Raw genomic sequence first — 228 nt, forward strand, 5'->3', positions numbered from 1 at the left:
GGACGTAGAGCACCGCGATGATCATCGACATCGCCAGCACCAGCACCGCCGAGGTGGATGCCATGGAGAAGTCGTACTTGGCGAATGCGAGCTTGTAGGTGAAGGTGCTGAGCATCTCGGTGACGTCGATCGGACCGCCGCCCGTGGTCAGCCAGATGAGGGCGAACTGCTGCGAGGTCCAGATGAGGTCGAGCAGCACGAGGCTGACGATGATCGGACGCAGCTGCG

The 228-nt window shown here is 62.3% G+C and carries 1 pseudogene; it reads right to left on the reverse strand.

Annotated features, from left to right (window positions below):
* A pseudogene (locus KVS71_RS19875) lies at positions 1 to 228 on the reverse strand (sugar ABC transporter permease); the annotation flags it as partial.

Origin of the sequence: Microbacterium sp. GbtcB4 (assembly GCF_019091465.1) — a bacterium.
Classification (GTDB): domain Bacteria; phylum Actinomycetota; class Actinomycetes; order Actinomycetales; family Microbacteriaceae; genus Microbacterium; species Microbacterium paraoxydans.